This is a genomic window from Methanobacteriaceae archaeon (genome assembly GCA_030656015.1).
GTDB lineage: Archaea > Methanobacteriota > Methanobacteria > Methanobacteriales > Methanobacteriaceae > UBA349.
In genome coordinates this window covers 344457-369340 of the sequence record JAUSNX010000004.1, presented here as the reverse complement: position 1 = coordinate 369340, position 24884 = coordinate 344457, and the positions used below count along the sequence as shown (strand labels likewise).

The window sequence follows — 24884 nt, the reverse complement described above, 5'->3', positions numbered from 1 at the left end:
CTCTCTTGAAGATTATCTGTTAAAATATGTGGGAATCATTAGAATCATTATCATAACTATCTCAAAATAAATTATAAAAAAAAGTTCAAATATTGTTTCCAATATTTGATGAGGGAATTTTTAAGTTTTTTTCCATTAGATCCGTTATTTTTATTTGCTGCGGAGTTATTTTATAAATAAATCTAATTTAAGGCAGGCAATAATAGGTAAAGGGTCATCACCCATAGTAAAATTGTTAATATTGGTCTTAAAAGGGTGTTAACCACGAATTTCTCTTTCAAACCAGTATAAAAATGATTCATTGAACTGAAAGTGAAAAATACTAGTAAAACCATGTAAATTCCAAGATAAGCATAGAAACCCCAGTTTAAAAACCAAGCAAATATCATGGTAACTGTGATGGCCACAAAGTGCATTCTGGACTGTCTGCGCCACGCTTCACCTTGGTCACCATAACCCGCTACCTTTCCACCACCTTCTCTAAAGAAAATACCTTCTATTGAAGTGAAACCTGCTAAAAATACTGTGCTTAAAATTGCAAAAATAGAAAATTGTAACTGAGGATTATTATTGCCTAAATAAAATGCGAAAAATATCCCCAAGGCTACACCAGCCCAACGCATTATTTCCAAAAAACGGTTTATTTTAGTACTTGCCGTCATATAATGACTCCCTAATTAATATTCCATATTAATAATCTGTTCTAATAATCATAAGTAATTTTTGAAATAATCCTTCTTATTTTAGGCCCTTTTATTATTTTTCATTTATTTATCCGACCCATATGTTCGCTAAACTGAACTATAACGAATATAGTTTTTTTTGGAGCGGGGGTTTAGAAATAATTTAAAAACATTATTTTCTAAATTACAAATATTAACAAAAAATATTCTGGATTTTTAACTTATTAAAAATAAATTTGCTGGTTATAAGACCTTCATGGCTCCAGGCCATAGATCAATAGTCCCAATATAAAACCAATTATTCCAAAAGCAAGAAGGGCCATTAATGATGAATTTAAAACTGCAGAAAGCAAAAGTTGGTTGCCGATCATTCCCCAAATAAAAAAAACTAATCCACCCAAAACAGCAAGCAATAAACCTATTTTTATTGAATATTTTAAACGGCCTAGCATTGATATTCCATCCTAGGCTCAAACAGGCTTAATAATAAAATCTTAACTAAAATAAATTCAAATAAACTCATATTATCAATAATAAAGTCAAATAAAAGAAAAAAATTAATAATTTATTTTAAGATTCTTTTTTACTCCTTAAAATAGTAGCTCGTTTACTCAAATGTGCTGTTTGATCAGTTAAGCCTACCATTTCGTCTGGAATTTCATCTAGCTTTTCACCATATTTCAGGTTATCACTAACGGTTTTTTCTTTTCTTATAAAAGTTCCAGCATAGATGTCAAAACCAAAAGGAAGGTGAGGTTCACTAACTTCTTTTACTTTCTCAATAACAGCTTCATCAGATATTTCCATCAATATTCGGCCGGTTTTAACTTGTAAATCTATTTCTTCACCTTTAACGATGATTACTCTACGATCTGGATGACCTATTTCTGATTCAGGTAGGCGCTCTCCTTGCAAAACCATCCTATGGATGCCTTCAATTTCATTTAGTTCTCTTAATAAATTTTCAGTAGTATCAGCACTTAAAATTCGGTATGGAAAGATTTGTATATCCACTTTATCGCCTCTAAGTTTTTGTAAAGTTTAACTATTAGACTATTGTATATAGCATATTTGATTTATAAGTTATTTGATAATGTTTTCTAAATTTTAGTTTTAAATTAAAATAAAAACATTATTTATCATATACTCGAAATTAATTTTAAATTATTATTCAATACTAAAAAATAAAAATTAAAATAAATTGAATTCAATTCTCTTTTTCAAAAGTTTCCCTAACTTCTTTTAGTTTTTCAACTATGGGAATCATTTGAGGACACATTTTTTGACATTCTCCACACATATTACATGCAGAAGCTCGTTGCCGTTCAGTTAAAAGGGACATATATTGCATTTGAAGGGCCTGTGCATCATTGAACATATAGGCATGGTTTAAAATATCAAAATTTTTAGGAATATCTACTCCTTCTGGGCAAGGCATACAATAACCGCAGGATGTGCATTCTACTTCTATTTTTTCACGATAACTCATTCTAACTTCTTTAATGATTTCTTTGTCATTTTTTGTGAAAGAATTGGCTAAGCCGTGCAGGGCAAAACCCATATTCTCTTTAATTTGCTCTAAGGTTGACATTCCACTAAGAACAATATCAACTTCTTCGTAGTCCCAGAGATATTTCAAAGCCCATTCTGCAGGAGCTTTAGGTTTATCGGCCAGATCCCAAATTTCCTGTACTTCTTCTGGAATGTTTTGAGTTAAACAACCTCCACGCAGAGGTTCCATTATAACTGTTCCTAAATTCTGACTTTTAGCATATTTAAGGCCTTCAACTCCAGCTTGATAATGTTCATCCATGAAATTAAGCTGAATCTGACAAATATCCCAGTCATAAGAATCAATAACCTCAAAAAATAGATCTATTTCACCATGAAATGAAAATCCAGTGTAATTAATCTTTCCTTCTTCTTTTGCATGGTCTAAGAATTCAAAAACATTGTTATTAATTAGGTTTTCCCAGTAATCTGGTTTTAAAGAGTGTAAAAGATAAAAATCTAGTTTTTCCATCTTCAAAGCTTCAAGCTGCTGATTCAAATAGTTTTCCATATCATTCTGACTTTCAATTAACCAGCTAGGCATTTTTGAGGCAATAAATGTATCTGCAATGTAATGGGGATGTTTTTCAAAGAAATCTCCCAGGAACTTTTCACTTTTCCCATTGTGATAGGGATATGCGGTGTCAATGTAGTTTATTCCATTATCTAAAGCATATTTTAGCATTTCTGATGATTTTTTCTCATCAATATTGCTATAATCATCATTTTTAACGGGTAAGCGCATGGCTCCCATTCCTAAGATGGACACATTTTCATTTGTTTTACCTAATTTCCGATAAAGCATTTTTTTATTTCCCCTTTGATTTCTGGTGATTGTGATAATTCATTTTCTGAAATCGCATTTAAACAGTTTCCTTAAACTAATGCAATTAATATTTTTAAATTAATTAGATATTCATTATTATTTATATTAATATTTTTAAATGAATTCTAAATTAAAATAATCTTGAATTTAATAAAATTAAATAAATATTTTGTAAATATCTTTAAAACTATAAATTTCTATAATCCTAAAATCCTAAAAAAACCAATAATGAAATTCAAAAAAAATTATTTCAATTTTAAATAAATTTTAAATAAAATAAGCAGTCTTTATTCCAAGAGCAATGGCCACAAATATTTTTTATTTGAGAAAAACTAATAATCTCGTTTATTGTTCTGAGAATATCTTTATAAATGTATTCTTGACCACATTCTAGCTTTAACAAATTTATAGTCAAATCATCCATTTCTTTAATTCTTTTTTCAGATTCAGGGAATTGTGAGCAAATATTTTTCTCTAATCGAGTTTTCTCTAGGTGTGGACAGTGAGTGCAGATGTCATCGCCATGATTAATAACTTTTATTTTTTTAGATATGACATCCGGTAGGCCTTCATTTAAAAAATATATGATTTGATTCATATTATTTATAAAATCTGCACTGTAACCTTTTCCCTGAAATCCCTGGATGCAGAGGAGATGATGTGCTCTGATACGAATGGTATCAGAATACTCTCCAATTTTTTGACTGTTCAATATCTACTTCTCCCTCAAAGGGTTCTTTAGGCATTATAACTTTGGTAAATGCAGAAGCTCCAGCAACTTTTATTAAATCCCCAATAACAAATGGAATTAATCCCATGGCCAGTAACTGCCAGATTCCAGGGAAACTTCCAGTAGTTGTAGACATCCATAGTCCCAGACCAACTAGTCCCGGCACGTAAATTAAAACGAAGCTGGCAAATATCATGAGTCCAAACATAGTGGTGAAACTTCTTGCTCTGATGTATTTATCTGCAAAATGGCCTAAGAAAAGGGAAGCTAATACAAATCCAATCAAATAACCTCCGGTGGCACCTAAAGCAATTCCATATCCTCCGGTCATTCCTGCAAACCATGGAACGCCTAATATTCCTATACCAATATACATAATCTGGCTTAATCCTCCCCAGTATCTTCCTAGGACTATTCCAGCTATTAAAACTGCGAATGTTTGGGCGGTTATTGGTACGGGAGTCCAGGGCAATGGAATTATTATTTGGGCCATCATTCCAGTTATGCAAGCCATGAAAAATGCCATAACTGCTTTGTAAGCCAATGATTGATGACTTCTCCATTTAAAAAAGTCAAAACGTTTTTTATAATAATTATTTAAAGTTACGTTCAATTCAAATCCTCCAATATTTTGGATGCTGCTTATTCAATTCATTTAATTAGCTAATAATTTTTCCAAAATTTTTATCAAATTCATTAGTAATTTAGAAATAGGAAGAATATACTTCCTTAATTAATTAGGTGACAGTATTATAAAAACTTTATTTTAAAAATATATCAATTGATAATAATTCTGTTATTCTGTAGTATGAATTAATAAATTAGAATATTATTATTATTATTATTATTATTATTATTATTAAATTTTAGAACTTACTTGAAAATAATATAAAAAAAACTAAAAATAAACTCAATAAAGAAACTGATTAAATATTAAATATTGGGATATTATTGGATTAGATAGTTTCTAATTTTGTTCTAGTTGATTAATGCGATCTACATATTTTTCTATTTTGAACTTTCTTTTCAATCCATTGGCATTCATGTAACGAACCTTTCCAAATATTTCTCTTTCCTTCCAGGCCCTATCATGTTTTCCAAAACACCATGCAACACCAGTATACCCATTGGGATCTCTTCCATCAATTTCATATTTGTCATTTAAATACACTGCAATATCATATGCATTTCTAGGATCATTAGTCCACTCTAAGATTTTTTTACCCCAATACATCCGCATATAACCGTGCATTTTTCCAGTAATAATCATTTCCTTTTGAGCGGCATTCCAGTAAGGATCGTGTGTTTTAGCGGTTTCAAGCTCTTCTAAAGTGTAAGTATACTCCCTAATATCATTTCGATGTTCCAACAATGTTTTTTTGGCCCAATCTGGTAAACAGTCAAATCTATCGTAATTATCATTGTAATGGGCCAAATTCATACTTAATTCTCTTCTTATTATTAATTCTTCCAGGAATGAATCTTTACCAGGACTTTCTATTTTAGAAACTTCCAATGCTAAATATAATGGTGAAATTTGGCCAAAATGAAGATAGGGACTCATATTTGAAAGATAATCTTCTGCAGGGTCATTTCTCAAGTCTTCAAATTTGTCGATTTTATTTTCCACAAAGGAATGAAACAAATTCAAAGCATTTTCAGTACCTCCTTGGAAAATGCAGGGACTTATATCATCCTTTAATTTCAGGTTTTTAATAGATTTTTCCAAGCTTTCAAGGTCGAATTTTTTAAAATCTTGGCCTGAATTTGATTTTAAATCAAAATCTAAAGAACTTTTTTCAAGCAACCGTTCTTTAAGCGGAACCATAAAATAATCTAATTCGCGATGAATCTTTTTTCTAATGGTCCCGGCAGAATATTCTTCTTTAGGGGACGTTGTTTTAATGGGTACTATTACATTAGATTCTAATTGGATTAATGGGCATTTAATATTGGAATTGACTTTTTCTAGCCATTCTCTCTGAATTTTCAAATAGCCCATATCGGTAATTATCAATGAAGCATTTCTTGAAAGTTTAATAGCTCCTTTCGCAGAATTCTCCTGTAATGTAACCATATTGATGTTTCTTTTTTCTAAAGATACTGCAGTTTCTTTTAAACCTTGAATTAAAAAGCAAAAATGCCTATAATTGGCATTGGGAAAATCATTGTTAATTCCAAAATAAGTGATAAGTGGCTTTTCCAGCTCATTAGCTTTTTCAATCGCATATTCTAATGCATGATTGTAATGACTTCTAGGAGATGCTTGCATCCAGTAAAGAATATAATCTCCTTTTTGAATGGGATTTGAATTCAAAAATTCTATTCTCTCATTTTGAATCAATATTTAACCTTCTTTTTTTAATTGTGTTTTAATTTATAAAATTCAATTATCTAGCCCAAATAAGATGATTATCTAATTTATTATTATTATCATCATCATCATCATCATCGTTGGATTGTTGTGACTGGCATTAATTCTGGAGGGTATGGTTGAAAAAAGGACTGTTTAGTTAAATAATCTTGTTCAAATCTAATTACCCAGGATTTTAACAGATTAAGACATACTAATAGTGGCATTATTCCTTGCCGGTATTTTTCAAGGGAATCTAGGAAAAATAGTTTTTCCTCGTGATTAAGTTTATCTGATACGTATCCAAAAACATGCATTAGTACATTAATATTTGAAGGAATTTCTGGAGGTTTTTTGAGAATTTTACTTAACATATAACCATAATTTAAGAATAAATCATCATTAGAATAATTTTTCTGATTACCAAGCATTTGGCCCATTTCTTTAACTATATTTTGATTGTAGGCCATTAGTAAAAACTTATTTTGGCTATGGAAATCAATTAATTCAGAAACTTTTTGACTTTTTTTCACATTTCTGAAGTCAGATAAAGTGTAAATCGCGGTTAAAAAATCTTCTCTTATTTGTAAATTTCTTAAACGCCCTTCATCCTCTACAGGAGTATATGGGAATTCATTAAAAATAGAATTTGCAAAAAGGCCTATGCCATCTGTTTTTGGGCGAGAATTTCCGGGATGTGGATAGACTCTAACCGCCTTTACACCACATGAAGGAGACTTATTTTTTAAAATAAAACCATCCATATCTGTTAATGAGCTTAAAAAAGCGCTGGAAAATTCTTCCATACTTTGAGTTAAATTGAGATCCTTGGAAGGCTGTATAAGATTTATTTCTCCATTTATTTCCACTAATCTAATGGGGTCTCTTGGTATTCCTAAGCCGATTTCTACTTCTGGACAAACTGGAATAAAATTAATGTAATTCTTTAACTGTTTAATAAAGGGGCTGGCAATTATAAGTCCATTATAACGGCAAGATTCAAATTCTATACATTTACTGACTACTAAATTAGGGGTTTGATATTTTTTCAAAATAACTCCTCCTCAATTTTAAATGTTGGTTAATAAATCAAATATAGTTGAAATTAATTAGTAACAATGTATATGTTATTACACAATTAAATAATAATTCATTCCTAAATGTTATTTATTATTAATATTTATTTAAAATTCAATATATAATTATTTAAATAACTTAATTAAAAAAATCAATTAGACTAAAATAAATTAATTAAAAATTAAATTAATTAACTAAATTCAATATATTTAAGATGAGTCATCGAAATTATTTAGTAATTTAACTATTAAGTAAATCCTTAATCATTAACAATAGATATGAATTACGGAAAATAACTAGGTGATGAATAGTTCATAATTATCTTTTAAGAATTAGAATTAAATCGATTCATATAGCCTTTTTAATAAGAATAAAACTAATCTGAGACCATGAAAACTTATAATATATTGATACTGGAGGATGTTCCATTTGATGTGGAGTTAATGGAGCGTGAAATAAAAAAATCAGGTATTGATTTTAATTCAAGAACAGTTGAACTTGAAGAAGATTTTTTAAGAGAAATAAATGAATTTAAACCTGATTTAATTTTAGCTGATCATTCGCTACCTCACTTTGATGGTATTTCTGCCATGGAAATTGCCAAGGAGAATTGTCCAGAAGTACCATTTATATTTGTCAGTGGAACTATTGGGGAAGAATTTGCAGTAGATGCTCTTAAAAACGGTGCAACAGACTATGTTCTAAAAAGTAATCTTTCTAAAATTGTTCCAGCAATTAAAAGGGCCATAGAAGAGGTTAAAGAACAACAAAAACGTAAAAATGCTGAAGAACAACTGATAAAAAGTCACTGGCAGCTAATGGAAGCCCAAAAAATAGGCCATATTGGGAGCTGGGAATGGGATATTCATTCAGGAACTATGGATTGTTCGGATGAATTTTATAGAATTTCTGGTATTGAAAAAGAAACTTTTAATGCTAATTTTGACTCTTTCATGGATAGAATTCATTTTGATGATCAGAAGTCAGTTTCTGAAAGTATAAACAATTCTATAGATAATTTAATGCCTTTTTCTGCAGAATATAGGATATCTCGACCTAATGGTGATGTTAGATTTGTTTCGTCCCATGGCGAAGTTATTCATGGAGATCATGGTGAAGTTTTACGAATTATCGGAACTGAACAAGATGTTACACGTCGTAAAATTGCAGAAGATAAATTAAAAGAATCTTTAAAAGAGAAAGAGTTACTTTTACAGGAAATACATCACAGGGTAAAAAATAATTTACAAGTTATTTCCAGCTTACTTAGACTTCAATCTTATCATATTAATGATCCAGAGGCTTTAGAAATTTTTAGAGAAAGCCAGAATAGGGTTAGTTCTATAGCTCTGGTGCATGAAAAATTATATCAATCTCAGGATATGGGATGTATTGATTTTTCAGATTATCTAAAAAGTTTAACTGGTGATCTTTTACATTTTTTCCCTACGGACTCCAGTAGAATAAAATTAAAATTAGAATTAGATGACGTTAAATTGAATATTGAAACTGCTATTTCTTGTGGCCTTATTGTTAATGAACTTTTGACCAATTCACTTAAACATGCTTTCAAACCATCAGAAAATGGGGAAATTTTCGTGGGCCTTAGTAAAGACCGGGAAAATAATAAAATTATCCTTAATGTAGCTGATGATGGTCAGGGTTTACCTTCTCAATTGAACCTGGATAAAATCGATAGTTTTGGTTTAGAATTGGTTCAACATCTAAGTAAGCGAATAAATGGTGAAATGGTTATTGATAGATCTAAGGGGACTAGATTTAAAATTAGTTTTCAGGAATTAAATTACAGGGGAAGAATACCTAATGGCAAATGAGAAAATAATTATTGTGGAAGATGAAGAACTAGTTGCCCAGGATATAAAATTGATTCTGGAAGATTTAGGTTATCATGTTCCAGCTATTACTCCATCTGGTGAAGAGGCTCTTCTAAAAATAGAGGAATACTGCCCGGATTCTGTTTTAATGGATATCATGCTGGAAGGTGAAATGGATGGGATTGAAACTGCTCAGAAAATTTCTGAAAGGTATGATATTCCTGTTGTTTACCTAACTGCATATAGTAATAAAGAAATTTTACAAAGGGCCAAAAAGACAGAACCTTATGGATACATACTTAAACCTTTCAAAGAAAGAGATCTTCAAATTAATATTGAAATGGCATTGTATAAACATGAAGCCCGTAAGAGTCGTCTTCAACTTATCCAGCAAAAAGCAATCAATAAATACTTAGAAAAATCTCTGAATGAAAAAGAGACATTAATGCGTGAAATTCACCACCGAGTTAATAACAACCTTCAAATTATTATCAGTCTTCTTTCGCTACAATCAAAATATTTTGAAGATGAACGGGTACATGATTTTTTCAAGGATTATGTCAACCAGCTCAAATCAATGTCTATGATACATGAAAGAGTTTATCAGTCTGATGATTTATCTAGCATAGATTTTAATCATTATCTGGTTGGTCTAGCTTCTCAGTTATCCAGTTCTTATAAAAAAGATCCAAATATCAATATTACTATTAATTCCGATGATGTTTTTCTCAATGTTGAAACCGCAATCCCTTGCGGACTAATTATCAATGAAATTCTCAGTAATTCCCTAAAACACGCTTTTTTAGATTTGTCTGAAATTGAAAAAGGAGAAATATTGATTGAGCTTCGTTCTGATAAAAGAGGTAGATATGCTCTTTTCATAAGTGACAATGGTGTTGGAATACCTTCTGATGTTGAATTCCCTTGTAAAGGATCTTTTGGATTTAGAATGGTTAACACACTTATTAATCAATTAGGCGGTTCTGTAGAATTTGATGGAACTGAAGGTACTTCTTTTAAAATTAATTTTGAAGAATTAAGATACACTGAACGGGTAAAATTAGATTATAAAGATGATAATTAATTTATTTATTTTTATTAGTTATTTATTTCAATGTTTTCTAAAATAATAAATTTTTAAAATTAATTTAAAAATTAATAAATACATTTTATTTTAATGAAGCTTGGCCCGATCATAAACATTCCTAAGGGTTTGCATATCCACACTGGTATATATTTGGGTTGTAGACAGGTTGGAGTGTCCCAATAATTGCTGAATAGCTCTAATATCCACTCCGTTCTTTAACAGATGGGTTGCAAAAGAGTGCCTTAGAATATGGGGGGTAACTCTCTTTTTTATGCCGGCCATTTCAGCATAGTTTTTTATCATCATCTGAACATAGCGAGGAGTTAAATTATTTCCGAATCTATTCAAAAACAAGTGTTCTCCTTGATGGAACCTAACTTCTATGTAAGTATCAATTAATACTTGGGTTTCTTCATCAAAAAGCACAATACGATCTTTTTCACCCTTTCCTCGGATTCTAAGTGTCCTATCCTCCAAATCAACGTCATCAATTCTTAATGAAACTAGTTCGGATACTCTAAGTCCTGAAGAGTAAAGTAATGCCAGTATTAATCTGTTTCTGAGTTTATTGCTGGTTTGAAGGGCCGAATCTCCCTCTTTTGGCCCATCACAGTTCACTGCATTGATTAATTTTACTACTTCGCCCTCATTGAGGGATTTAGGTAGAGATTTGGTTCTTTTAGGTGTTTGAACATCCTTTAAAAAATCAATATCATTAAATTCTAAAAATTTCTTAACCACAACTGTAACCAGGTAAATATAATTTTGAGAAACGTTTTTTTCTCTTTTAAGGTATTGTATATATCTTTTGAATGACCTTAAAACTCTTCTATCATCATAAAGATCTTTTTCAGTTAATAAGAATTTATAAAAATTATTTACGATTGATTTATATGTTTTAATAGTATTCCTTGAATAATTTCTGATTTCAAGTTCTATAAGATACTCTTCAATCATATCTGGAAAATCAAAGACCTCTAGAACTGTTTTTCTCTCTCCATCACTAGACTCTGCAGGAAAATTCTGCTGAAAACTTCCAGAATCTACTGTAGATGCTCTGCCAATTTGTTGGGAATAGGGATTCATCATATCAGACATTTTTATTTATTCTTACAATATTCCATAACACTCATATTCTCATTAAATACCTTTTTAATGTATTTATTCATCAAAAAGTGTATTAGTTTAATATAATATTAAATTCAAATTACTCAACTTATTCTTATGCAATGTTGAACTATTTGATTATTTAGATGGGCTATTGTAGTTATAATATGTCTTTATATTATTTTTTATAAATAACTTTTCCTTAAATTTCTACATATAACTACGGTCAACGTTTTCATTTTGATATTTCTTATTGTGAGGATTAACTGATTGCTGGGAGCTAGTTAAATCTTTTTGCAATGCATTTTCATAAGTTTTATATCGTTGAATAATTTGATCTTCAATGGATATGGCCTTTTTAGCAGCTAGTTTCATATGTTCTTGGGTTATATATGGATTTTTGTCCATAACTGCCATATCTCCCGCCATTCTAATTACTCCTCCTAAATCTCTTAATCGGAGGGTAAATGCATCATCTTTATCATCGATAACTTTAGCTCGTTTTTCGGCTTCTTTAACCAGGACCTTAATAGCGTCTAATGTAGCATGGGGGATTTTTCCATCAATTTCTATTTCTTGAGCGACAAATTGGGCTAATTTAGCTTCATTTTCTTCATTAATAGGCATGGTGGTATTCATTAAGATTTCATATCCTTCTCCATGGATACGTGATCTTAATGGGGGTAATATGTGCTTTAAATCAACTATATTGCAAGCTCCTACAAAAATAAAATCACATGGAACATTTTCTACTCTGACTGAACTTCCTGCACTTTGCGGATTTCGCCCTACAATTGGAAAAACCTTGTCTTGCATGGCACTAAGAATAAATCTCTGCAAGTGGGAGATATGAACTACTTCATCTACAAATAAAACTCCTTCATGAGCTTCATGAATTGCTCCGGGAACTACACGTTCATAAGGCTGAGTTCCAAGATCCGGATGTCCTCCATATGGATCGTGTCTAACATCTCCTAGTAATTCTGTTTCACTAGCACCGGTAGCTTGGATGAAGAATTTTCTTTTAAGAGGAACTACCACGTGCATGGGTTTTTCATCTACTAATTCTCTTCGTTTTTCCAGGGCTTTTTGATCAAGAACTTTGATCTGGTCTCCTCCCAATCTCTCATAAATTACTACCTCTTCTCGACCATTTATTTCACGAGTAGTAGTTACTCTATCTTGAGGAATGTTTACTGGTCCGGAACTCATTTCAAACATGCCTAAAAGGTCTCCCAAATGTTTTCTTCGGGTATTAATATGTGAAAATTTGTCCCCTCCACAATTAGGGCATATACTTTCATATACACTATTATAATCTCCACAATGCATACATTTAAATCCTAATCGTTCCGAAACAGCATTTGGGACATTTTTAGGATCTATAAATTCTCCTTCTGCTTTTTCAATAGCTATTTTATCTGCTATGATTTCTTTTCGAGTTTTAATTTCTATAAAAGGACGTTCTGGTCTCTCAGGGTTGTGAACGGCACTTATTTCCTCAGAAGGTTGATTTAAATGAAAAGAAATGGCCTGAGCAATAAGAGATTTTCCAATTCCTGGCGGGCCTACTAGTAAAAGATTTCTTCTTTGCTTTGCTGCAATTTTAACGACTTGGATAATATCTTCATGTCCTATAACCCTTTCTAGAGGATCTTTAGGAATAATAATATCTTTACTGGTTTCAATATTTTCCGGATTGTTTTTGATATTTATGTACATCTTGATGCCTTCTTGCATTATTTAGTACAATTTATCTATAATTTCCTTCAAATTTACTCATAATAATTTTTATTAAACTTTGAATGGAATTATTATAACAGTTGGAATTTAATTTTGAATTTAGCTATTAAAAAATTATAAAAAAATAAAATTTGGAAGAAATCTTCCGTTTTTGTTTATAATATTCTTTTTTTAAAAGAATATTTAATATAAGATTATAAATCTTATTTATTAAATTAGCGAGTAATTAATTTCACTTTTTCAGGCTTTTTGACAATTTCCCCAGATCGAATGGCAACGATATGTTTAATACCTTTCTCATGGGCAATATCAAGAAGTCTCTGACTAACTACACCGTCAAAAACTACAGCGTAGGGGTGGTTATTAATTCTTTTTAATTCATCGTATAAATTTTCTACTTTAACTTCTTTTAAGATGTTTAAAGCATCATCTAATATCTCAGCATTCCCAGAACCCTCTAATTCGTCCAAGATGTTTTTGAGAACCACCATTTTATCTTCACTCTTAGGTTCTACTTTAATGCCTAAATCATGTAACATTTGTTCTATAGGCATTTTATCTCTAAGAGCAACCATAATCTCATCTTTACCCAAATCTTCTACTTCTTTTCCTCTAGGAGCTCGAGTAACGTAATCAATTTCTCCTACTTGGAGAAGTTCTTTTAAAATCAGTTCTCCACCCCTATCACCGTCTACAAATGCAGTAACGGTCTTTTTACGGGTTAAATCGGCCACAGTCTTTGGAACACTTACGCCTTCCACAGCAATGGCATTTTTAATTCCATGTTTTAAAAGATTTAGGACATCAGATCGACCTTCTACTACTAGAATGGCGTCTGAAGTATGGACATTTGGGCCTGCAGGGAGTTTTTCATCCCCAAAATCGGTTATTTCGTGGATACGCATGGCCTCTTTCACTTCTTCAATCATTTTCAGACTTTCAGGAGTGACTTCATCCATCATTCCGGCATAAATTTCTTTTGCCCGGTCCACTACTTTTTTCCTTTTAACTGCACGAACATCTTCTACTTTAGAAACTTGAATATAAGCCTCGCAGGGCCCTACTCGGTTTATGGTCTCCAAAGATGCAGCTAATATGGCGGTTTCTACTCGGTCTAGACTGGAAGGTATAACAATTTCTCCTTTAGATCGACCTCCTCGGGAGGTGATATTTACTTTAATTCGACCTATTCTCCCAGTTTTTTGTAGTTCTCTTAAATCTAAATCATTACTTAAAAGCCCTTCTGTTTGGCCAAATATGGCACCAACCACGTCAGGCTTTTCCACGATTCCATTAGCATTAATTTGAGCGTGAATGAGATACTTAGTTGTACTTATTTCTTCTGCTTTTCCCATGTTAAGCCTCCCTAATTACTTAGATACTTGCAGGGATAATTTAGTTATCAATTAATAGATGATCTGTAATGTTTGATAATAAAACCCATTACAGATGGATAACAGTGATCACCAACAGCATCCAGAAGGATAAACATCAAGTTCCAGCTTATTAATATGTTTAGGAAGACTCTCTATGTCTTTGATATATTTACGGGTCATTCCCATGATTCTGCGCCTTATTTGCATATCTGGGTACGATCCCAAACCTTGAATATCTTTTGATAGTTTTTTAGCTAATTGATTTCCTTTTTTATCAAAATCGGTAAGAATAATTACTTGGGGTGATGATTCTGCCGCTAATTCGGCAATTTCAAAGAGATTTAGGGGAGATCCAGAAACTTTCATAAAATTAGCGTTAATTCCCAGTTCTCTAAGGGCTTTTTCGTCCTTTTTACCCTCTATTAATATTGGTACTCCTTGTTCACCATAATATTTTAATTCCTCGAGTTCTTCATTTAAACGTAATAATCTCCTAAAACTCATGTTAAATAAATCCTTTTGATGACTGTAATAGTATCTACCAAATATTATGCCTAAACTCATATATAAAATTGTAGATGTGTTAATGAAACTGAAAAAAAAGATTTAGGAGTGTATTTAACTTTAATTGACCATATTTAACTTTATTAAATCTTTAGAACTTTTTCAAGTTTTTAATTCAATTATAAAAATTTTTTAATAAAATTAATCATAAAATAATTATTCTTGTTCTTTACTTTGATAATGTCATTTAATTTAACAAATTCACTTATATTAATTAATATCTGGATTTATTTTATCCATTCAATTTAAAGTTGAGTTATCACAAAAGTTTAATTAAATAAGTTGAATTAGTTTTAAATCAGTAAAATTTACTAACATTAAATAATAAAAAGAGTAATTAATTAATTGTATCAATTAAGAAATATCAATTATATATAAATTAATAGAATACTTATTCATAATCATTTGGAGGAAATATAAGTGGCAAAAGGCCTAATTAGAATCGTTTTAGACATATTGAAACCTCATGATCCGATCATTCCTTACTATGCTAAATATTTAAGTGAATTGGGTGGTGTAGAGGGTGTAAATATAACCTTAATGGAAATTGACAAGGAAACAGAGAATATTAAGGTCACCATTCAAGGAAATGACCTTAACTTTGAAGAAATATCTAATGCTATTGAAGATTATGGTGGGTCTATTCACAGTGTAGATGAAGTAGTAGCTGGTCGCACCATGGTTGAAGAGGTTACTACGCCTCAGGACTGAATTTAATGTCAGCAAAAAATAATAAAGACCATAAAAATTCAAAAATCTCTCCTAATTCTTTGCTGAGGAAGTTTTCTGCTAAGAAAACAAAATCAAAAGTAGAAAATTTAGAATCAAATACTTCTAAAACGGAATCTCATAGAGATAAATCTGAAGATGAATTTACTAGTTTTGAAAGTTTTTTTGATGCTGTAAAGAAAGCCGCTGATTCAGTAAATATGGATAAAACTCTGGATTTTATTTCTACTCCTCAAATTTCAGATGCTTTACAAAAAATTAATGGATCTAATGGTGTTATACCTTATGTGAAATCTGTTAATTGTAAAAAAACATTTGGAAGAGTTTTAACTGTACAAACTAATGAAATCGATTGGGGAACTTCAGTTAAAGCAATAGATGAAGCTAAATGTGGTGAAATTCTTTTTATTAATGTTGAAGGCTATAAAACTGCGATTTGGGGTGAGTTAACATCTAAAGCGGCACAAAAGAAAGGAATTTCGGGTACAATAATTAATGGGGCTTGCAGGGACTTTGATGCCATTAAAAATATGAATTATCCTGTTTTTTCTAAGGCAATTGTTCCTAATGCCGGAAAACCTCTTTTAAACGGAAAAATAAATATTGACCTATGCTTTGATGGAATTGAAGTTAATTCTGGAGATTACATATTAGGTGATGAATGTGGTGTTGTTGTAATTCCTCAAAAGATTTTTGATGATGTAATAAAATCGTTATGGGAAATTAAAAATTCGGAAAAAAGGATAATTGCTCTAATAAATGATGGAAAATCACTATTAGAAATTTTAAAATTAAATTAATTATTCTTTATTAAAATATTCTTATTAAATGACGTTTTACCACTTTAATTTTACTAAAATTTGATTTGAATATGGAATATTATTATGCTGCGCATTATTATCGTTTACTGGTGATTAAATGTCTCCTATAGAAAAAGAGGTCGAACAAGAGGATGTTCTGGGGTTTATCCGAGAACATAAAAAGAAAATTATTCTTTCATTTATAGCTGCAGCCATAATTGTATTCATTGTTACTGCTCTTGCAGGATTGGATGGCATTATAAGCGCACTTCAAAAAACTAATTACTGGCTTTTAGGTATCAGTTTTATCTTAGAAGCATTTATAATGCTTGTATGGACTTTAAGATGGAAGCTAATACTGGATGTAATAGATGAATCACCTAAGTTTACTAGTTTAATGGTAATGCTATTCGCCAGCTTGTTTGGGAATAATATAACTCCTGGTGCTGCTGGAGGGGAACCATTAAGAGCATATATTCTAAGAGAAGTCAAAGGAACTCCTTTTGAGCTTGGATTCGCGTCTTCAACAGCGGACAGGGTTTTTGAATTTTTACCTTTTATCATTATATCGGTTCTGGCGGCAATATTGATTTTGACCTGGGATATTTCCATATGGACTCGGGTTCTGGTCACGGTTCTTATAGTTTTATGTATTGTATTCTTTAGTGTGATAATTTATGCTGGAATCAATAAAGAGATTGCTCAAAAAATCACTTTATCTGTGGCCCGCTCATTATTTCCTTTCTTTTTAAAACTCACTAGGAAAGAGATTACTTTCTTAGAAATAAGTGAAAAATTAATATTTTATATTAATAGATTTACCACCGGCTTTGCCATGGCTTTAAAAGATAAAAAAATTCTTCTAATTGGATTCTTTCTTTCTTTTGGAATGTGGGGCCTGGATATGGTCCGTTTTTATGTTTGTTTCTGGGCAGTTGGAATTCAACCTCCTTTACTTCCATTAGTAATTATTTATACAGTAGGAGTTTTAATTTCACTTCTTCCGCTTATTCCTGGATCACTAGGAATTAGGGAGGCAACACTGGTAGCACTTTTTGCAGTGGCAGGAATATCTGCAGATTATGTGGTTGCAGCTAGTATTATTGACCGTATAGGTAGTTATTTTATTCCCACTATTATTGGGGCTTTTGCAGCGGTGTATTATGGTAAAATCATCACCAGTGAAAAGAAACCTAAATCAGCATAGTAATCTACTTATAGTCCTTTATTTTTAATTATATTAACTTTGGGGTGTATTAATGATATTAAATCTTTTAATCAGTTACCACAAGGTTTTTAAAGGGAAAATTACTTTTAATATCAAAAACCTTCTTATATATTCCTATCGAAACATTTATATATGACTTATTGCGTAAAGAGTAGTTATATAAGAATATATAAAATTTTCGGTTTTAAATTATGAAGATTTTGGGAACTATTTCACATATCTCCAACAAGGGAAATATTATTGCAAGATCAAGCAGTACACCTGCTCTTGGATTAATTGTTTTCACTGACGATAAAAAGCGAATTGGTAAAGTACACGATGTTTTTGGTCCTACTAAAGAACCTTATATCACTATAAAGCCATTAAGCAACAGAGATTCTAAAAAACACACGGATAACACAAAGCATCTGGATGACCGCGTTGGAGCAGTTTTGTATATTTCATCAAAACCTGTGAAAAAATGGGGGCGTAAAAAACGAAAGAAAAAATGAAAAGTGATGTTTCTGAAGTTGAAAAGGAAACAAAATGCCCAGAATGCGGCTCTGAGAACCTTATTGGGGATTATGAAAGAGCTGAAATAGTTTGCGGTGGATGCGGACTTGTTATCGACGATAGTTTAGTGGACATGGGTCCTGAATGGAGAGCGTTTGATCACGAACAAAGGGACAAACGTACTCGTGTAGGAGCACCTATTACCTACACCATTCACGATAAAGGGCTTTCTACCATGATCGATTGGAGAAATAAGGATATTTATGGTAGAGATATTCCTGCCAGAAATCGGGCCCAATGGTACCGTTTGAGAAAATGGCAGAGAAAGATCAGAATTTCTGGTGCTACTGAGAGAAATCTGGCCTTTGCATTAAGTGAGCTGGACAGGGACTCTTCTCGATTAGGACTTCCTAGGAGTGTAAGGGAAGCGGCATCTGTAGTTTACCGAAGTGCTGTAGAAAACAAGCTCATTAGAGGAAGAAGTATTGAAGGTGTAGTTGCTGCATCATTATATGCTGCTTGTAGGCGTTGTAATGTGCCTCGTACCTTGGATGAGATTGCTGAAGTTTCTAGAGTAAGTAAAAAAGAAGTAGGCAGGACTTACAGATTTTTAACCAGGGAATTAGGAATAAAACTTCCTCCTACATCTCCAGTGGACTATGTACCTCGTTTTGCCAGTGAACTGGGATTATCTGGGGAAGTACAATCTAAGGCCATTGAAATAATTGAAAAGGCCATGGAAAAAGGACTTACTTCAGGTAGAGGCCCTACTGGTGTGGCTGCAGCTGCTTTATACATTGCATCTGTTCTCTTGGGAGAACGAAAGACTCAAAGAGATGTGGCAGATATTGCTGGAGTTACGGAAGTAACTATTCGTAATAGATACAAAGAACTCACGGAACAATTAGATATGGGTGTAACCTTATAATTTCACCCTAAAATATTATTTTTACTATTTTTTTTTATTTATAATCTAATTTAAAGTACTTATTTTAGATATTGGATTTTATGCTATTTTCAATTTAAAAAATAATATTCTAATTTAATTAATTTAAATTCACTGTTTAAAACGATTATTTAATTTAAAAATAAGTTTTAAAATTTAAAAACTTATTTGGCATATTTTTCAATAGAATTCTCTAATTCTTTGATCAAGGCCTTATTATCTCCACCATCATATTTTTTAAGATTTTTCTGGTATTTAGATAGTTTTTTGATGAATTTTTCCAGACTCTTTTTATTAATTTCTTCATAAAACTCTCCATAGCCTAGTTTATCAAGATAGATTGCATTTATGATTTGTTCAAACTGACCTTTGACAGGAATGCTGTAAACAGGTTTTTTTAGATACAAGGCTTCACTAATCAGGGTAAAACCACCATTAGTTATTATGGCCCGGGAATTTTGTAAATCACTGAAAAATTCATCTTCATTAAACATTTTAAATTCTAAATTTTGGTCTGTTTCGTTTTTATCAAACCCATATATTATGAATTTTTCTTTAACCTTTTTTAAAGTTTTAATTAATTTTTCATTTGATTTACTGGTTTGATAAACTAAAATGTGATTTTTATAGCTTGGCTTAAGCTCCATAATCTCCTTTCTAAGAACTGGAGGGTAAATAATTGTTTTTTGAGGGTTTTTTATTTCAGGATAGAAATAACTGATAATTATATGTCTTTTAGGCCGAACAATAAATGATTTCACGACGCTTTCAGCTTTCAGTTTGTCTTTTCTGTATTTATCCGGATATTCAATGTTACATTGAGTAATTACATGCATATTATCAATGCTTATAAGGGGTATTCTAAGTAACTTGCTTAAAAGACTGGCATAAAATTCAAAATCAGAAACAATAGCATTGGGTTTAAAATCTCTGGCTAATCTGTAGAGCAATCCTAAATTTTCTTTTAAATCTCTAGGGAGCCTTTTCATTGATTTCACGAATGTTTTTCTGTTTTGAACTGTGTTATTTTCATAAACTGTATTAAAACCATAAATCTCATACACATTTTCGAATTTTTGGGATAGATAGGTGTAGGCCCGGTTACTGGCAAAAATAAGAATGTCATATTTTTCAATTAGCTCTTCTATAATTACTCCACTTCTTATGGCGTGGCCCAGACCTTCTCCACAAACAGAATATATAATTCGTTTTTTAGGAGTCTCTACATTCTCAAGAACACCATTTGAATTTTCTGGAGTAATGGATTGATTTACATGATTTTTTTCAAGAGAATTGTAAGAAACAGTAGTTTTATTGGTTTCTAAGTCATTATAGGAGTAATTACCATCTTCCAGAAAGTCGGGGCTGTGTTCATCACTGTAACCAAAGGTATAATCAAGCTCGTCAGCAGTAATTTTTTTCCCCATAAAATCATAAACAGTACTTTTACTATATTTGTATGCTAGACTTACAAGGCCTTCTTTTTCTAATCTACGTATAGAAACTAGAACGTGTGGCTTTCTAAGTACTTTAAACGAACTTATTTTTCCAATTCGCTCTATATAATCACTATCTTCTCCAAAATCAAGGGATTCTTCAAATCCTCCCACCTGATCATGTAAATCTTTACGGGAAATTATCCCATAACATCCTGCACCATGTGGTTTAATTGATTCTACCATTATCATAAATCGATTAGCAAATTCATGAAGAACTTTGTCTCTTTTTTTATCAGAAAGAGGAATCATCTGAGTTATAGCAATTCCCAGTTTGTTTTCCTCAAATTCTTCTACTGAATCTTTTAGATAATCATTAGTTAAAATTAAATCTGAATCTAGAAACAAAAGAAGCTCACCATTAGCTTTTTTAGCCCCATTATTTCTTCCAAGTGCAGGTAAACCTCCCTCAGTAATAATGCAACCATAAGATTTGGCAATTTCACGAGTTTTATCTTTAGACTGAGCATCAGCAATTATTATTTCGTAATCGGCGTAACTCTGATCTTTTATACTATCTAAAAGTTGAGGTAAATACTCCTCTTCATTGAATGTAGGAATTATAATGCTGATTTTTGTCATTTTATCTTATCTCGTCTGGTTATTGATTAATTATTTATAAAACTACTTATAAAAATTTATAAAAATTAAATTATTAAAAATTATAAAATTTATTTTAAATATGATCAATTTATTTAATTCTTTTTAAGAACTGTAATATTTAAAATACGAGAAGAAATTCCAGCTTATGAAAAATCCTCGGCATTTACCTTCTAAAGTTTGTGCAAGGTCATTTAAAAGAATCATTTCATTATATTTTGGTGATATGTGGATTATTGTTTTTTCGCCTTGGGTTTGAACAGATAACACATCATAATCATTTAAATTGAGATTTTCACCATCACCAATAACTGTTACTTCATAATAATCAGTATTTGATCCAAAAACTCCTAAAATAACTCTTAGTATAATTAAAAGGGCAATAATTACTGTAGGTGTGATTAAATTTTTTGGAGAAAATGGCATTTTTAGGGAGTACATACCTAAAATTCCAGAAAGCCCTACCATTGCAGGAGTTGATAATAATCCACCATCTATTAACCCAATAAGTGTGTTAGAAATGGCAAATATTACTATAACTTGATGATAATCTCGCCGTTCTCCAATTGAAAATAGGCCTAATAAATAAACTAAAGGAAATATAATAACTATTAAAAGCCCGATGGATGGTAAGTACTGTAATAATGATGTTCCAGTATGTACGCCTGTAGGAACGGCGACAACTGAAGAGATAAATGGCCCAAGCACGGCTTTGAATATGTGGCTGTGGAGAATACTACTCGATGTGGGGTCAGGATTTAAGGAAACAAAAGCAGTGAATATGGAAACACCAAACTGCGATCTAAGCCATATTTCCATGATAATTCCTAAAGTATAAGTGAATAAAACTATTATTATGGTCCATTTAAGAAAATCATTACCTTTCCATTCTTTAAAATAGTTAAAATATGATAATTTAAGGCGCAAATATCCTTTACTACTGAAAAGAGGACTGATAAACATCATACTTCCCATCAATAAGAAAAATAAAACATCCTTCCCTTCGGAAGAACCCATTAAAAAAATTTGTGTCAATGGACGAATATAAATGTCTAAATTATCATATCTGAAGATATAAGCTCCTAATAGTAATAATAGGAGTCCAATTACATTAATTTTGTATTTATATAGGTCTGATTGAATTTTCAAGAGCTAACACCACAATAAAATATTGGAATTTAGTAAAAATAACTTTTATGGATAATGGAAAATAATTGATTTTGATTAGTAATTGTTATTAGTAAATTCTTTTTATCATTTTTTATTTAAATAGTTGAGTGTTATCAGTTTTTAATATTTTTAGGATTTATTTGTATAATTAATAATAAAAATGAGCAATCTCAATTTTTTATTTTAATTAATAAACTAATAGTATTGAAATTGATTTATCTTTAAACTTGAAATTATTATGGTAAAATAATTGATGATTCTCTTTCAAATACCATATCTGTCATTAAAAGACAAAATGTTGATAAATACGATTTTAACTCTTATGAACTCACAGATGAAGATTTTACTGATGAAATAATCCAGATAACATTAAACAATATTTGAAATGGATAAAATCGGATATTGATTTAATTTATTCCAATGTGGAAAAAGCTGATGAGAATGGCATCTTTAATGAATATTTGAATTTAAGCTGATTTTAATACTATATTAGTTATTCTAATTTATTTAATGGAATAAATTATATGATTCATAATTCTAAATAGTATCATGGAAATTAACATTATTTACATATTTATTTTAGCTTTAACTGGCATTGCGGTGGGTTTTTTCACAGGCCTCCTAGGTGTGGGGGGTGGATTTATTCTGGCCCCGATACAGTTTTTCTTGCTCCAATCTTTAGGTGTGGACACGGATACAGCTATTCGAACGGCTTTTGGAACTAGCCTGGCTGTAATGTTTCCCACAGCTTTAATTGGAGCCTATACTCACCATGAGAATAGTTGTGTTCTGATTAAACCAGCAATTTATTTAGGTTTAGCTGGTTTCTTTGGAGGAATTTTAGGGGGCTTTGTTGCGACCCATACTCCTGGTGAGATTTTAAAAGTTCTTTTTGGAGTTTTAATATTTTTGGTAGTAATTCAGTTTTTAAAGTATAGCGATCCTAAGAAATCTGGAGACAAGATTTTAGATGCTTATCACTTGTTATTTTACGGTTTTATAGCTGGAGTTTGTTCTGGTCTACTGGGAATGGGTGGGGGAATAATTTTGGTTCCGATCATGGTTATTTTGCTTGGATTTAGGATGATTGAGGCGGTGGGAACATCTACAGCAGTCATTATTCTCACATCTTTGGGAGGTATAATAGCTTATACATTTAATGGTCTAGGAGTTCCAGGATTGCCGGAGTATTCTGTGGGATATATAAATTTGCTTCAGTTGGCAGTTTTAGCTGGTTTTAGTATACCTATGGCTAAATTAGGTGCCCGAACAGCGCAAAAATTGCCTGAAAAGTATTTGAGATACATATTCTCAGCCATTTTAATTTATATTGGCTTAAAAATGATAGGAGTTTTTGAATTTCTAAGAATTCCAATTTAAATCCTATCATCAAATTAAAAAATAAACTGAACAAATTAAATAAAGAAATATTATTGGAACATATTATTGTTTAATATATTTGATTATTAATTCTCAAAGTTAAAAAAATATTAAAAAACTATTAAAATCTAATGTATTATTCAATTAATAAGAAAATATTTGACGATGTTTTATATTATTAAAAATTTCACCTAATAAAACCTAATAAAATAATTCAATCAACTTTATTTATAATCAAATTTAAAATGAAAATAAATATAATTAATTAAGGAGTTATCAAATGCCAGAAAGTGATAAAATTGCTTATGTATCTGCAGCTGCAGGTATTATTCTTATTATTTATCCATATTTAGGTCCGGTTAACCTGAGTAAGATTTCTGGTTTGATTCTACTTGGCCTTTGTCTTTTAATCTTTTTCAGTGAATTTAAGGATACTAATTTTGAAAAAATTTCAAATGAAAGAATAAAAATGGCTTGGTTAGCTATAGTTGCACTTTCATTACTATTGGGGATTTCGTTAATATATCAAATTTATGTTTTTGGACTATGGATTTTAATAGTTGGAATATTGCTTGGAGCATCAGGATATCTTATTTTTAAATCAGGATATTCTAATAAGTACCAAAAGGATCTTAGAAACATTTTATTGGTTTTGGGATTAATTTATATTTTAATGGGAGTTGGAATTATTAATCCTATGTATTTAGGCATTTTTATTGGTCTGGCACTTATTTATTATGCTTATCAACGTCAAAGATAGAAATAACGAACTAATATGAGTAATATAGGAATTAAAATAGAAAAATAAAGAATTAGAGAAAGAATAGAATTAATTAGGGCAATTAATTGCTATTTAAGCTATTTAAAAACTATTAAAATGAATTTAAATCACATTTTACCATAAATTGTCATCCCTACCCAAATAAGCACAAATGCAGCAAATAACACATAAATAATCTTTTTAGTTTTATTGACTTTATTCCGATTGTCAATTAAGATTTTTTCACATTTATCTGAACAGGTTCTTTCTTCTAATGGTATGGGAGTTCCGCAAACGGAACAATGTCGATGTGGTTTGGTCATATTTATACCTCTTTACTTATATTTATTA

Annotated in this window: 24 protein-coding genes; 9 read left to right on the top strand and 15 right to left on the bottom strand. The window is 30.9% G+C overall.

All coding sequences use genetic code 11. The features are described from left to right. Positions 1-182 precede the first annotated feature (182 nt). The 8 genes from Q7I96_04960 to Q7I96_04925 form a co-directional block, all read right to left on the bottom strand. Complete coding sequence (locus Q7I96_04960) at positions 183-662, bottom strand: hypothetical protein (GenBank protein MDO9626962.1); 480 nt, start codon at positions 660-662, stop codon at positions 183-185. Positions 663-937: 275 nt separating this feature from the next. Beyond that, on the bottom strand, positions 938-1135 hold the full coding sequence (locus Q7I96_04955) for a hypothetical protein (GenBank protein ID MDO9626961.1): 198 nt from the start codon (positions 1133-1135) through the stop codon (positions 938-940). A gap of 118 nt (positions 1136-1253) precedes the next feature. Next, on the bottom strand, positions 1254-1697 hold the full coding sequence (mcrD, locus tag Q7I96_04950; protein ID MDO9626960.1) for a methyl-coenzyme M reductase operon protein D: 444 nt from the start codon (positions 1695-1697) through the stop codon (positions 1254-1256). Positions 1698-1890: 193 nt separating this feature from the next. Then, the gene (locus Q7I96_04945) at positions 1891-3039 is read right to left on the bottom strand and encodes an aldo/keto reductase (GenBank protein ID MDO9626959.1); all 1149 of its coding nucleotides are present in this window, start codon (positions 3037-3039) and stop codon (positions 1891-1893) included. 277 nt (positions 3040-3316) lie between these two features. Further along, on the bottom strand, positions 3317-3772 hold the full coding sequence (locus tag Q7I96_04940; GenBank protein ID MDO9626958.1) for a DUF1284 domain-containing protein: 456 nt from the start codon (positions 3770-3772) through the stop codon (positions 3317-3319). Continuing rightward, complete coding sequence (locus Q7I96_04935; GenBank protein ID MDO9626957.1) at positions 3741-4403, bottom strand: biotin transporter BioY; 663 nt, start codon at positions 4401-4403, stop codon at positions 3741-3743. The genes Q7I96_04940 and Q7I96_04935 overlap by 32 nt, the downstream gene beginning before the upstream one ends. Positions 4404-4757: 354 nt before the next feature. Next, complete coding sequence (gene phrB / locus Q7I96_04930) at positions 4758-6134, bottom strand: deoxyribodipyrimidine photo-lyase (GenBank protein MDO9626956.1); 1377 nt, start codon at positions 6132-6134, stop codon at positions 4758-4760. A gap of 104 nt (positions 6135-6238) precedes the next feature. Next, positions 6239-7195 carry a DUF1722 domain-containing protein gene (locus Q7I96_04925; protein MDO9626955.1) on the bottom strand — a complete coding sequence of 319 codons (957 nt, stop codon included), beginning with the start codon at positions 7193-7195 and terminating at the stop codon, positions 6239-6241. A 414-nt stretch (positions 7196-7609) separates the two neighbouring features. Between Q7I96_04925 and Q7I96_04920 the strand changes: the two genes are divergently transcribed. Then, positions 7610-9055 (top strand): histidine kinase dimerization/phosphoacceptor domain -containing protein, encoded by a 1446-nt coding sequence (locus tag Q7I96_04920; GenBank protein ID MDO9626954.1) that lies wholly within the window; start codon positions 7610-7612, stop codon positions 9053-9055. Beyond that, positions 9045-10139 (top strand): histidine kinase dimerization/phosphoacceptor domain -containing protein, encoded by a 1095-nt coding sequence (locus tag Q7I96_04915; GenBank protein ID MDO9626953.1) that lies wholly within the window; start codon positions 9045-9047, stop codon positions 10137-10139. Before Q7I96_04920 ends, Q7I96_04915 begins: the two co-directional genes overlap by 11 nt. Positions 10140-10229: 90 nt before the next feature. On the opposite strand, the gene Q7I96_04910 is transcribed toward Q7I96_04915, so the two are convergent. The 4 genes from Q7I96_04910 to Q7I96_04895 all read right to left on the bottom strand — a co-directional run bounded on the left by Q7I96_04910 (position 10230) and on the right by Q7I96_04895 (position 14872). Continuing rightward, complete coding sequence (locus Q7I96_04910; GenBank protein MDO9626952.1) at positions 10230-11099, bottom strand: tyrosine-type recombinase/integrase; 870 nt, start codon at positions 11097-11099, stop codon at positions 10230-10232. 360 nt (positions 11100-11459) lie between these two features. Continuing rightward, positions 11460-12989, bottom strand: coding sequence for an ATP-binding protein (locus Q7I96_04905; GenBank protein MDO9626951.1), 1530 nt, complete (start codon positions 12987-12989; stop codon positions 11460-11462). A 218-nt stretch (positions 12990-13207) separates the two neighbouring features. Further along, positions 13208-14347 carry a DNA primase DnaG gene (gene dnaG, locus Q7I96_04900; protein MDO9626950.1) on the bottom strand — a complete coding sequence of 380 codons (1140 nt, stop codon included), beginning with the start codon at positions 14345-14347 and terminating at the stop codon, positions 13208-13210. 108 nt (positions 14348-14455) lie between these two features. Beyond that, positions 14456-14872: a toprim domain-containing protein gene (locus Q7I96_04895; protein ID MDO9626949.1), complete on the bottom strand. Its 417-nt coding sequence runs from the start codon at positions 14870-14872 to the stop codon at positions 14456-14458. Between the two features lie 480 nt (positions 14873-15352). Between Q7I96_04895 and Q7I96_04890 the strand changes: the two genes are divergently transcribed. The 5 genes from Q7I96_04890 (at position 15353) to Q7I96_04870 (ending at position 19109) form a co-directional block, all read left to right on the top strand. Next, positions 15353-15643, top strand: coding sequence for a DUF211 domain-containing protein (locus Q7I96_04890; protein MDO9626948.1), 291 nt, complete (start codon positions 15353-15355; stop codon positions 15641-15643). 5 nt (positions 15644-15648) lie between these two features. Continuing rightward, positions 15649-16461: an RraA family protein gene (locus Q7I96_04885; GenBank protein ID MDO9626947.1), complete on the top strand. Its 813-nt coding sequence runs from the start codon at positions 15649-15651 to the stop codon at positions 16459-16461. A 118-nt stretch (positions 16462-16579) separates the two neighbouring features. After that, positions 16580-17668, top strand: coding sequence for a UPF0104 family protein (locus Q7I96_04880; GenBank protein MDO9626946.1), 1089 nt, complete (start codon positions 16580-16582; stop codon positions 17666-17668). Positions 17669-17880: 212 nt separating this feature from the next. Continuing rightward, positions 17881-18180: a Gar1/Naf1 family protein gene (locus tag Q7I96_04875; GenBank protein MDO9626945.1), complete on the top strand. Its 300-nt coding sequence runs from the start codon at positions 17881-17883 to the stop codon at positions 18178-18180. Continuing rightward, positions 18177-19109 carry a transcription initiation factor IIB gene (locus Q7I96_04870; protein MDO9626944.1) on the top strand — a complete coding sequence of 311 codons (933 nt, stop codon included), beginning with the start codon at positions 18177-18179 and terminating at the stop codon, positions 19107-19109. Before Q7I96_04875 ends, Q7I96_04870 begins: the two co-directional genes overlap by 4 nt. Positions 19110-19291: 182 nt before the next feature. Here the strand turns inward: Q7I96_04870 and Q7I96_04865 are convergent, their stop codons facing one another. Next, positions 19292-21205 (bottom strand): glycosyltransferase family protein, encoded by a 1914-nt coding sequence (locus Q7I96_04865; protein ID MDO9626943.1) that lies wholly within the window; start codon positions 21203-21205, stop codon positions 19292-19294. A 123-nt stretch (positions 21206-21328) separates the two neighbouring features. After that, positions 21329-22372, bottom strand: coding sequence for a hypothetical protein (locus tag Q7I96_04860; protein MDO9626942.1), 1044 nt, complete (start codon positions 22370-22372; stop codon positions 21329-21331). Positions 22373-22942: 570 nt separating this feature from the next. Between Q7I96_04860 and Q7I96_04855 the strand changes: the two genes are divergently transcribed. Further along, entirely contained in the window at positions 22943-23773 is an 831-nt protein-coding gene (locus Q7I96_04855; protein ID MDO9626941.1) for a sulfite exporter TauE/SafE family protein, read from the top strand. A gap of 280 nt (positions 23774-24053) precedes the next feature. Next, positions 24054-24533 carry a hypothetical protein gene (locus Q7I96_04850; GenBank protein MDO9626940.1) on the top strand — a complete coding sequence of 160 codons (480 nt, stop codon included), beginning with the start codon at positions 24054-24056 and terminating at the stop codon, positions 24531-24533. A 128-nt stretch (positions 24534-24661) separates the two neighbouring features. Here the strand turns inward: Q7I96_04850 and Q7I96_04845 are convergent, their stop codons facing one another. Continuing rightward, entirely contained in the window at positions 24662-24856 is a 195-nt protein-coding gene (locus tag Q7I96_04845) for a DUF2116 family Zn-ribbon domain-containing protein (protein MDO9626939.1), read from the bottom strand. Positions 24857-24884 lie beyond the last annotated feature (28 nt).

What these genes read in the sequence shown, in the direction of transcription:
- Q7I96_04895 (MDO9626949.1), bottom strand. Translation starts at nt 14,872, where the DNA reads ATGAGTTTTAGGAGATTATTACGTTTAAATGAAGAACTCGAGGAATTA.
- Q7I96_04880 (MDO9626946.1), top strand. Translation starts at nt 16,580, where the DNA reads ATGTCTCCTATAGAAAAAGAGGTCGAACAAGAGGATGTTCTGGGGTTT.
- Q7I96_04955 (MDO9626961.1), bottom strand. Translation starts at nt 1,135, where the DNA reads ATGCTAGGCCGTTTAAAATATTCAATAAAAATAGGTTTATTGCTTGCT.
- Q7I96_04865 (MDO9626943.1), bottom strand. Translation starts at nt 21,205, where the DNA reads ATGACAAAAATCAGCATTATAATTCCTACATTCAATGAAGAGGAGTAT.
- Q7I96_04910 (MDO9626952.1), bottom strand. Translation starts at nt 11,099, where the DNA reads ATGATTGAAGAGTATCTTATAGAACTTGAAATCAGAAATTATTCAAGG.
- Q7I96_04870 (MDO9626944.1), top strand. Translation starts at nt 18,177, where the DNA reads ATGAAAAGTGATGTTTCTGAAGTTGAAAAGGAAACAAAATGCCCAGAA.
- Q7I96_04845 (MDO9626939.1), bottom strand. Translation starts at nt 24,856, where the DNA reads ATGACCAAACCACATCGACATTGTTCCGTTTGCGGAACTCCCATACCA.
- Q7I96_04850 (MDO9626940.1), top strand. Translation starts at nt 24,054, where the DNA reads ATGCCAGAAAGTGATAAAATTGCTTATGTATCTGCAGCTGCAGGTATT.
- Q7I96_04945 (MDO9626959.1), bottom strand. Translation starts at nt 3,039, where the DNA reads ATGCTTTATCGGAAATTAGGTAAAACAAATGAAAATGTGTCCATCTTA.
- Q7I96_04885 (MDO9626947.1), top strand. Translation starts at nt 15,649, where the DNA reads ATGTCAGCAAAAAATAATAAAGACCATAAAAATTCAAAAATCTCTCCT.
- Q7I96_04875 (MDO9626945.1), top strand. Translation starts at nt 17,881, where the DNA reads ATGAAGATTTTGGGAACTATTTCACATATCTCCAACAAGGGAAATATT.
- Q7I96_04920 (MDO9626954.1), top strand. Translation starts at nt 7,610, where the DNA reads ATGAAAACTTATAATATATTGATACTGGAGGATGTTCCATTTGATGTG.
- Q7I96_04915 (MDO9626953.1), top strand. Translation starts at nt 9,045, where the DNA reads ATGGCAAATGAGAAAATAATTATTGTGGAAGATGAAGAACTAGTTGCC.
- dnaG (MDO9626950.1), bottom strand. Translation starts at nt 14,347, where the DNA reads ATGGGAAAAGCAGAAGAAATAAGTACAACTAAGTATCTCATTCACGCT.
- Q7I96_04855 (MDO9626941.1), top strand. Translation starts at nt 22,943, where the DNA reads ATGGAAATTAACATTATTTACATATTTATTTTAGCTTTAACTGGCATT.
- Q7I96_04905 (MDO9626951.1), bottom strand. Translation starts at nt 12,989, where the DNA reads ATGCAAGAAGGCATCAAGATGTACATAAATATCAAAAACAATCCGGAA.
- Q7I96_04960 (MDO9626962.1), bottom strand. Translation starts at nt 662, where the DNA reads ATGACGGCAAGTACTAAAATAAACCGTTTTTTGGAAATAATGCGTTGG.